This is a genomic window from Streptomyces sp. SID3212, from assembly GCF_009865405.1.
In the GTDB taxonomy this organism is placed as follows: domain Bacteria; phylum Actinomycetota; class Actinomycetes; order Streptomycetales; family Streptomycetaceae; genus Streptomyces.
On sequence record NZ_WWJY01000072.1, the window covers coordinates 1 to 9,594 of the forward strand.

The following is a 9,594-nucleotide window of genomic DNA, read 5'->3' on the forward strand; positions in this document are numbered from 1 at the left end:
CCGGCCTTCGCGCCCATCGCGGCGGGCACCGCGTACCCCATGGTCCCCGCGCCCCCCGAGTTGAACCAGGTGCCCGGCTCCTCGTGCGGGAGGAACTGCGCCGCCCACATCTGGTGCTGGCCGACGCCGGAGGCGAACAGCGTTCCCTCCGGGGCGAGTTGGCCGACCCGTTCGATGACCTGCTGCGGCAGGAGCAGCCCCGGGTCGGCGGCCGGCTCGTAGCCGCGGCGGTAGGTGGCGCGCCAGCGGTCCAGGTCCCGCCACCACTCCGCGTACGCGCCGTACCGCCCGTCCTCGTGTTCCGCGCGTACGGCCGCGGCCAGGCCGGCGAGCACCTCACGGGCGTCCCCGACGATGGGGACGTCCGCGAGCCGGTTCTTGGAGATCTCCGCCGGGTCGATGTCGGCGTGCACGACCTTGGCGTACGGCGCGAAGCTGTCCAGCTTGCCCGTGACCCGGTCGTCGAAACGGGTGCCCAGCGCGACGATCAGGTCGGCCTTCTGGAGGGCCGTGACCGCCGCGACGTCCCCGTGCATGCCCGGCATGCCCACGTGCTGCGGGTGGCTGCCGGGGAACGCGCCGAGCGCCATGAGGGTGGTGACCACGGGCGCCCCGGTCAGCTCGGCGAGGATGCGCAGCTCCGCCGTCGCGCGGGCCTTGAGGACGCCCCCGCCCACGTACAGCACCGGCCGCCGGGACGTGGTCAGGAGCCGGGCGGCCTCCCTGAGCTGCCCCGGGTGCGGGCGGGTGATCGGGCGGTAGCCGGCCAACTCCTTGACGGGCGGCCAGCTGAAGGTCGTACGGGCCTGGAGGGCGTCCTTGGCGATGTCGACCAGGACGGGTCCTGGGCGGCCCGTCGCCGCGATGTGGAACGCCTCCGCGATGGTTCTGGGGATGTCCTCGGCGTTCCTGACCAGGAAGTTGTGCTTGGTGATCGGCATCGTGATGCCGACGATGTCCGCCTCCTGGAAGGCGTCGGTGCCGATCGCCTTGGAGGAGACCTGGCCGGTGATCGCGACGAGCGGCACCGAGTCCATGTGCGCGTCCGCGATCGGGGTGACCAGATTGGTGGCGCCGGGTCCCGAGGTCGCCATGCACACCCCGACCTTGCCGGTCGCCTGGGCGTACCCGGTGGCCGCGTGGCCGGCCCCCTGCTCGTGCCGGACCAGCACGTGGCGCAGCCGGGTCGAGTCCATCATCGGGTCGTACGCGGGGAGGATGGAACCGCCGGGGATGCCGAACACGGTGTCCGCGCCGACCTCTTCGAGCGAGCGGATGAGGGCCTGCGCCCCGGTCACCTGCTCGACGGCGGTGGCGGGCTGCGCGGTGGTACGGACCCGCAGGGGCGGGAGGAGGGCCGCGGGGGTCTGCTGCACGGTGTCTGGCATCGTCGGTTCCCAAAGTCCGTAGGGGTGGTGGCGAGGTCGTTCCGGTGTTCGGGGGCCGCGCGGAGGCGGCCGGGAGGTGCGTGCCCACCGCCGGGTGGGCACCGGAGCGGTGCGCCCGACGGACCGTGCGCGGGGATCAGGGCGGCTTTCCCACCGCCAGCGGTGCCTCCCAGGTGTGCTGTACGACATCGAGGACGGAGAGCCTGTTGACGGTGGGACCGCCGACGTCGAGCGTGCCCCGTACCGCTATCGCCGCCGCGTAGCCCCGGTCCACCGGAACGTCCAGCAGGGTCCAGCCGGACGGCGGGTACGGGCCCCGCGGGCCGCCCGAGCCGACGTAGTCGAGGGCGGGGTCGCGGCCCAGGCCCGTACCGAGGCCCTTCAGGTAGGCCTCCTTGCGGGTCCACAGCCGGGCCAGCGCCCGGGGCCGTAACTCCGGTGCCAGCGCTGCCAGTTCGGCCTGCTCGTCGACGTGGAGCATCGCGGCCAGCTCGGCGGTGCTCTCCTGGTCCGACACCAGTTCGACGTCGACCCCGATGGGGGCCGCCGCCGTACCGACGAGGGCCAGGTCGCCCCGGTGGGACAGGGAGAAGAACAGCTCGTGGTCCGTGTCGAGAACGGTCGGGCGGCCGTGCGGCCCACCGCAGCAGGGGCAGGTGTCCCGGCCGAAGTGGATGTCCTCGGGCCGCAGGCTCAGGTAGGAGCCGAGCAGCCGGCGGAGGGCGACGTGCGCGGCCGTGAACCGGGTACGGTCCTCGGCGCGCATAAGGGTGGCGGCGCGCCGGCGCTCGGTCGCGTCGAGCACCTGGTCGTCCAGGATGCCGGTGGGGACATCCGAGACCCTCAGCAGCCAGAGGGCCGGTGAGCCGGGGGGTGGCAGCTCACGGACGACCCACGGCAGGGTGTGTTCCACGGGGTCTCTCCTGTTCGTACGGAGGGGACGTGCGGGTCGGGTCTCACGCCGGCTCCGGCGCGGCCGGCAGGTCCCGCCGTCCGCGCATGGGGCCGATCAGGAGCAGCAGCGGGGTCAGGGCGAGCCCCGCGCCCAGCAGCCACAGGGTGGGCCGCAGGCCGAGGGCGGTGCCGAGGATCCCGCCGAGCAGGGAACCGAAGGGAATCGCGCCGAAGTTGGCGACCGAGATGCTGGCCGAGATGCGGCCGAGCAGCTGCGGCGGGCAGTACCGCTGGCGGAACGCCCCCTGGATCACATTGGCGAGCACGACGCCCAGCGCCAGGATCGCGCTCCCCGCGACCAGCGCGGACAGGGTCCAGTCCCGCCCGGCCAGCGGGATGAGCAGGGCGAACGGGGCACTGGCGGCGGTGGCCACCAGCAGGCCGCGGGCCGTGCCGAACCGGGCGGTGAGGTGTTTGGCGGTGGTGGCGCCGAGGATCCCGCCGACACTGCTGGAGGCGAGGAGCCAGCCGGTCGCGCCCTCGGGCACCCCGAGTTCCCGGATGATGAAGATCGGCAGGATCGCCGACTGGGCCGTCAGGAGCAGGTTGGTGGCGGTGCCGTACGCGGTGAGGACACGCAGGTACGGGTCCCTGAGCGCGTATTGGAGCCCTTCCTTGATGTCCTGCCGCAGCGCGGGGCGTTCCTTCGGTTTCTCCGGGACGGGTTCCCTGCTGCGGATGGCGAGCAGGCACAGCGCCGAGACCAGGAACGTCCCCGCGTTGACGAGCAGCCCGGAGGCCGCGCCGAACGCCTGCGCCAGCAGACCGCCGCCGCCGAGCCCGGCGACCTGGGCGACCGACTCGCTGCCCTGGAGCTTGGCGTTGGCCTCCTGGAGGTCCTCGCGGTCGACGATGGACGGCACGTACACCTTGTACGAGATCCCGAAGAACACCGCCGCGAAACCGTTGAGCAGCGCCACCACCAGCAGGTGGGTCATCGTCAGGACACCGAGCCACGCGGCCACCGGGACGCTCGCCAGGAGCAGCAGCGGTGTCAGGTTGCACAGGAGCATGATCGGCCGGCGCCGCATCCGGTCCACCCAGGCACCGGCCGGCAGGCCGATCAGCAGCCAGGGCAGCCAGGGCGCGGCGGCCAGCACACTCACCGCGAGCGTGCTCGCGTTCAGCGTCACGACCGCCACCAGCGGCATCGCGACGGCGGTGATGTTGATGCCGATGCGGTTGGTCGTCTCGCCGAACCACAGGAGCCGGAAGTCGCGGTGGCCCAGCAGCCCGCCGCGCGGGGGGCGCCCGCGCTCCCCGCCGGGGAGGCGTTCCTCCAGTTGCGCGGTCATGACGTCACCGCCTTGAGCACGGCCTGCGAGAGCAGGGTCCCGGCGTGCGACCACCGGTCGCGCCGCGCCGTCGACTCCGCCCGCAGGGCGGCGTGGTGGGTGTCGGCCTGGCGGATTCCCTCCGCCGTGGAGCCCGGTCCGCCGCCGTGCACACACGCCTCGGCGACCCGGTCGGGCGCCAGCCCGCCGTTCCCGACGCCGCCGGACTCCGCCGCGTCCACCAGGGACCGCCCGGAGTCCAGGGCGCCGAGGACCGTCTCGCCCACCAGGTGGTGCGCGGCCCGGAACGGCATCCCGTCCAGGACGAGCCGCTCCGCCAGGTACGTCGCCGAGGTGAACCCCGCCACGGCCCGGTCCGTCATCCGCGCGCGCTCCGGTTCCGTACCGGCCACCACCAGACTCAGCAGGGTCACCGCGTCGGTGGTGCCGCTCAGGCCCGGCCACAGGTGGCGTACGGCCTCCGTCCCCACCGCGACCGCGTTGGTGTAGCCGCCGGTCGTCATCGCGGAGGCCGCCGACACGAAGGCGCCGAGGCTCGCGGTGGACCGGCCCTGGATGTGTTCGAGCAGGAACGGGTTGCGCTTCTGCGGCATCATCGAGCTGGACCCGACGAGGGTGTCGGCCACCCGCAGCAGTCCGAACTCCTCCGACGTCCACGTGCTCAGGTCGCGCCCGGCCCTGGCCAGTGTCACCCCGAGCACGGCGGACGCCGACAGCAGGTCCAGGACGAAGTCCCGGGAGGCCACCGCGTCGACCGAGTTGGGCGCGGCCGACGTGAAGCCGAGGAGTTCGGCGGTGCGCCGGGGGTCGATCGGGACGGACGTCCCGCCGATCGCTCCCGCGCCCAGCGGGTTGACGTCGAGCTGACGGCCCGCGTCGAGCAGCGCCTCGTACGCGCGCAGCACCGCGCCCGCGACCCCTGCCAGATAGTGCCCGTAGCTGATCGGGACGGCAGGCTGCCCGTGGGTGTACGCGGGCATGATCACGTCCTGGTACTCCGACGCCTTCGCCAGGAGGACGCCGGCCAGCCGGTCCACGGCGTCCAGCAGCGCCAGGTACGGCGTGCGGGTCTTCAGCCGGGTCGTGGTGGCGTTGAGGTCGTTGCGCGACCGGCCCGTGTGCAGGATGCCGCCCGTGCTGTCGCCCAACTGCTCGATGAGGCGGCCCTCGTACGCCAGGTACACCCCGCGCGGCATGGGCGTCGCCCGCACCGGTGCGAAGTCCTGCCCACGCAGCTCCTCGATGGCGCGCAGCAGGGCCGCCGCCCGGCCCGCGTCCACGATCCCGCACTCGGTGAGCATGATCAGGTGGGCCCGGTCGACCTCGCTGATGCAGCGCAGCTCCTCGCCGAGACCGTCGCCCGCGCTGTCCGCGAGGTACTGGTCGTAGACGATGCGGTGCGCCTCGGCGTCCAGCGCGGCCTTGAGCCGGCCGGTGTCGACACCCCGCGCCGCACCCGTACCCGCCGCCGTTCCGGTGGTCACGCGCGTGCCTCCGCTGTACGGGTCGAGGGAGGGATCCGTGTACGAGACCGCCTCGCCCAGCAGGGCGACGGCCCGGTCGGCGGACCCGGCGGCCCGCCCCGCGTGGTCGGCGACGGCGATGACATGGCCGACCCGTCCCCGGAAGTCCTCGGCGGGGCCCACCCGTTCACCCTCGGCGCGGTACAGCACCGCCTCCACCGTGTCCGGCACCGCGCGGGCCCGGTCCACGGCGTCCGCCAGTACGGCGGCGGGGGCGAGGACCCCGTCCCGCCCGGACGTCAGGAACCGGATCGAGGCACGGGCGTACGCGCCCCGCCCCAGCTCCGGTACGCCGCCGAGCGCGGCCTGCACCTGGGCGAGGACCAGGTCGATCCCGCAGGCCCTGCGCACCAGTTCGGGGATCATGCCCCCGGCCAGCCGGGGGTTGACCTCGATGACGCTGACGGCGCCGGAGTCGGTCCCGGTCAGCCGGAGCTCCACATGGGCCGCCCCCCAGCCGAGGCCGAGGGCCCGTACGGCGGCCACCGCCGCCTCGCGCAGGGCGCGGTCACGATCACCGGGCAGCGGGGCCGGCACGTCATGGCCGACCTCCACGAACACCGGCAGCGGGCCGACGTGCTTGGCGACCGTCACGACCGCTTCCGTACCGAACACCTCGACGGAGAACTCCGGTCCAGTCAGGTACTCCTCCACCAGGATCCGGCCCGGGACCGCGACGCCCCGCTCGTTCACGGTCGCCGCCAGGAGCGTCCCCGCGTGCGCGGCGACCTCGTCGAGGTCCGCGCAGAGCCGTACGCCCAGACTCCCGGAGCCCTGCACCGGTTTGACCACCACGGGCAGCCCGATCTCCCGGGCCGCCTCCAGCGCGCCGGTGACCTCGGAGACCACGGCGAAGCCCGGCCCCCCCACCCCGGCGGCGGCCAGTGCCCGGCGCTGCTCCGCCTTGTCGCGGCAGGCCCGTACGGCCTCCGCGTCAGGGCCCGGCAGCCCGAGGCGGCGGGCCAGGGCGGCGGCGGTCGGCACGTAGTACTCGGAACTCGTCAGGACGCCGACGACCGCGGCCTCACCGGTCAGCGTGACGACGGTCGCCCACAGCGCCGCCTCGTCCGAGGTGTCCACCGTGACCGTACGCAGCCGGTCCTCGGCGGCGTACGGGTAGCGGCCCGGGTCCGCGCACAGCAGCACGGGCACCACCCCGAGGTCGGCCGCGCGCCGCGCGAACAGCCGTCCCGTACCGGTCGTGTTGCTCTCCACCAGGAGGAGCAGGCGCTCGCTCATGAGCCGACCGCCGGCATCACCACGTCGTCGAAGCCGCGGCGGGCCCACAGCAGCCGGGACCAGCCGGCCGTGGCGTCCAACGGGTGCTCGACGGTCAGCGGGCCGCCGGGCGCGGGGGCCGGGACGATGCCCTGCTCACGCAGCCAGGTGTCGTTGTAGACCGTGGACTGGTAGCGGTAGCCCTCGTCCGGCAGCACCATCACCACCGTGCTCCGCGGGTTGCGCTCCGCCCACCACGACGCCACCTGGAAGGACGCGCCGCTGGTCGGGCCCATGAACAGGCCGTGCGCGCGGTACAGCTCGTGGGTCGCGTGGAACGCCTCGGGGGCCGTCACCCAGTGCACCTCGTCGTACGCCCGATGGGTGACGTTGCCCGGGTGGATGCTGCTGCCGAGGCCGCGCAGGGTGCGCGGGCCGTCCGGGTTGCCGAAGATGATGCTGCCGTGGGTGTCCACGCCGACCAGGTGCAGCGCGGGGTCGGCGGGGCGCAGCGCGGCGGCGAGGCCGCCGGTGGAGCCGCCCGAACCGACCGGGCCCACCAGGCAGTCGACGGAGCCGACGGTGTCACCGATCAGGTCGGCGACGACGCTGTACGCCCCCGGGTTGTCGGGGTTGTCGTACTGGCCGGGGACGAAGGCGTCCGGGTGCCGGCGGCGCAGCTCCTCCACGCGGGCGAGCCGCGCGCCCTGGATGCCGCCGGGCTGGCCGGTGTGCTCGACGATCTCCACCGTCGTGCCGAGCATTTCGAGCCGTGTCCGCAGGTCTCGATCGATGGCCGAGTCCCCGACGATGGTCAGCGGGTAGCCGCGCAGCCGGCAGACCATGGCCAGGCCCAGCGCGAAGGTGCCCGAGGACGTCTCGATGACGGGGGTGCCGGGGGAGATGAGCCCCGCCGCCTCGGCGCGGTCGAGGATGTAGCGGGCGGGCAGCAGCTTCATCAGGGTGAAGGCCGCCGCGTAGAGGTTGTCGGTCACCTTGATGATGCGGGGCAGCTCGGTGGCCTCCACGATCGAGGAGTGAGCCCTCGTCAGGGGGGCGGAAGCGGCCGTCGTCGGGGTGGTGGGGGTCGTCGTCGTGAGCGTGGTCGTCGTCATGTCAGTCACCCGTTGTGTAGTTCCACTGCTCGTGAATTCCGAGCGCTTGCAGGAGGCGCTGTGCCAGGCCGGTACGTTCCTCGACCTCGGGGTCGTCCCGGTCGAAGAGCAGCCCCGCGATGTCTCCGCTGTGCGCCGCCTGCACCCCGAGCGCTCCGGAGTCCCGCGCGACGTTCCGGATCAGATCCAGCTTGGGGATGGGCAGATGACGCTGGTTGATCTCCGTGCTGGCCGTCGCCACCGACCCGAGCAGGGCGACGTCCTTCATCTGGATGGCCTCCCGGAGCATCGTCTGGAGCCGGGTGAAGAGGCCGATCTCCTCCTGGTCGTAGCGGGCTGGCGCGAAGGCCAGCGTGTCCACGCCCCGCCCGTCGTTCTCCGGGCGGGCGCCGAAGCCGAGGACCCGCATCGGCGGCATCCGGTAGCCGAAGTCCTCGATCACCGTGCCCTCGCGCTGGGCGAAGAGCACCGTCGACTCCTCGAACATCAGGGAGTCGGACGCGGTCTCCGCGCGCACCGCGATCCGGGCCACGTCCTGCGGCGGCAGCGGGCTGGTGAACGCGTCCTTGACGGCCCAGATGGCCGCGAGGACATCGCTCGTCGACGAGCCGAACCCCCGGCACAGCGGTACGTCCCCGGTCAGTTCCAGATGACCGCCCACGGGCCCGGCGTCCGCCGGGGTGACGGCCCGCACGGCGAGTTCCGCCGCGCGCCGCGCCTTGCCCTTCCAGTCCGGCGTGACGGTGACCTCGGCGCCGGGGGCGGGGATGAAGGTCGCACGGGTCGCGTGGATGGTGCAGGGCAGAGTGACCAGACCGCGAGTGAGCCCACCGTCACCGGTGAACACACCTTGCAGGATCTCGCCATGATGGACGGGGGCCGAAGCTACCCCGACACGCCAGTCGGAATGATCCACCATTTCCTTGACTTTCTGTTGCCGGTGAAGCCGTGACCTGCGGATGGCTTCACGCTATGCAGGCCGGAACCCGCCGCCCGGCACAAGGAGCGGCAGGCGGCGGGCAATTGGGTGCGCCGGACGCGCGGGCGCACGCGAAGGTGCCCGGGACCGCCGTGGTCGGCGGTCCCGGGCACCTGTGGGGCGGACGTCAGTGGCGCGCCCCCCGCAACTCCTCGGCCAGCACCTTTCCTATCTCGCGCAGCGGTTCCGCCCCGGTCATGTCCCAGTGCGCGCAGTCGACGTCGTACTCCTCGACGTGGCCCAGGACGTGGGGCGCCCAGGACGCGGCGCCACTCGCCGCGGCAGGGGTGCGGGCGGCGTTGAAGAACACCATGTCGCCGCCGAACCGCCGCCGGGGGACGTACCGGTAGCGCATCTCCAGGTTCCCGGCGGTCGCCTCGACCACCGCGGCGGCCTGGGCCGGCTCCAGGGCCCCCAGGATCGGATCCTCGGCGCGCAGCACGGTCGCCAGCTCCGCCGCGTCCGGTACGGTGCCGGCGCACCGTACGTCCAGTCCGGCGCCGCGCCCGCCGAGCAGCGCGGTCAGCACCTCCCGCCCGGTGATCGCGGGTGGCACGAAGCCGTCGGGCAGCGGGTACGAGTCCAGCAGCGCGAGCAGGGCCACCTCCTCGCCCAGCTCCTCCAGCCGGGCCGCGACCGCGTGCGCGACCAGGCCGCCGAACGACCAGCCGAGCAGGTGGTACGGGCCGTGCGGCTGGACCGCGCGGATCTCGGCCACGTACCCGTCGGCCATCTCCTCGACACCCGCCGGCCGGGCCGACGGATCCGTCAACTCCCGGGCCTGGAGGCCGATCAGCGGCCGCCCGTCACCGAGGTGCCGGAGGAGTCCGGCGTACGACCAGCTCATCCCGGAGATCGGGTGCACGCAGAACAGCGGAGCCTCGGACCCCGGGCCGGAGCCCGTCCCCGACGCGGCCCGGATCGGCAGCACCGTCTCCAGCGGGTTGCCCGCCGCGTTCGTGCCGATGTGCTCGGCCAGCAGCACCGGGGTCGGGTACTGGAACAGGTCCCTGATGGTGACCGGGGTGTCCCAGATCGCCCGGATCCGCCCGATCAGCCGGGTCGCGAGCAGCGAGTGGCCGCCCAGCTGGAAGAAGTGGTCGTCGATGGTGACCGACGGCA

The 9,594-nt window shown here is 73.5% G+C and carries 7 protein-coding genes; all 7 read right to left on the bottom strand.

The window, feature by feature from the left end; translation table 11 throughout:
• Positions 1-1,388 (bottom strand): biosynthetic-type acetolactate synthase large subunit (gene ilvB / locus GT042_RS02560; protein WP_161307069.1); only part of this gene is annotated, 1,388 nt, incomplete at its 3' end.
• 136 nt (positions 1,389-1,524) lie between these two features.
• Positions 1,525-2,301, bottom strand: coding sequence for a 4'-phosphopantetheinyl transferase superfamily protein (locus tag GT042_RS02565; RefSeq protein WP_345943657.1), 777 nt, complete (start codon positions 2,299-2,301; stop codon positions 1,525-1,527).
• A 43-nt stretch (positions 2,302-2,344) separates the two neighbouring features.
• Positions 2,345-3,637, bottom strand: coding sequence for an MFS transporter (locus tag GT042_RS02570; protein WP_161307070.1), 1,293 nt, complete (start codon positions 3,635-3,637; stop codon positions 2,345-2,347).
• Complete coding sequence (argH, locus tag GT042_RS02575) at positions 3,634-6,399, bottom strand: argininosuccinate lyase (protein ID WP_161307071.1); 2,766 nt, start codon at positions 6,397-6,399, stop codon at positions 3,634-3,636. The genes GT042_RS02570 and argH overlap by 4 nt, the downstream gene beginning before the upstream one ends.
• Positions 6,396-7,493 carry a PLP-dependent cysteine synthase family protein gene (locus GT042_RS02580; RefSeq protein ID WP_202532261.1) on the bottom strand — a complete coding sequence of 366 codons (1,098 nt, stop codon included), beginning with the start codon at positions 7,491-7,493 and terminating at the stop codon, positions 6,396-6,398. The genes argH and GT042_RS02580 overlap by 4 nt, the downstream gene beginning before the upstream one ends.
• 1 nt (position 7,494) lies before the next feature.
• Entirely contained in the window at positions 7,495-8,412 is a 918-nt protein-coding gene (locus GT042_RS02585) for a kinase (protein ID WP_161307072.1), read from the bottom strand.
• Between the two features lie 187 nt (positions 8,413-8,599).
• Positions 8,600-9,594, bottom strand: a 995-nt coding sequence (locus tag GT042_RS02590) for a thioesterase domain-containing protein (protein ID WP_237530413.1), incomplete at its 5' end; no start/stop codon positions are given.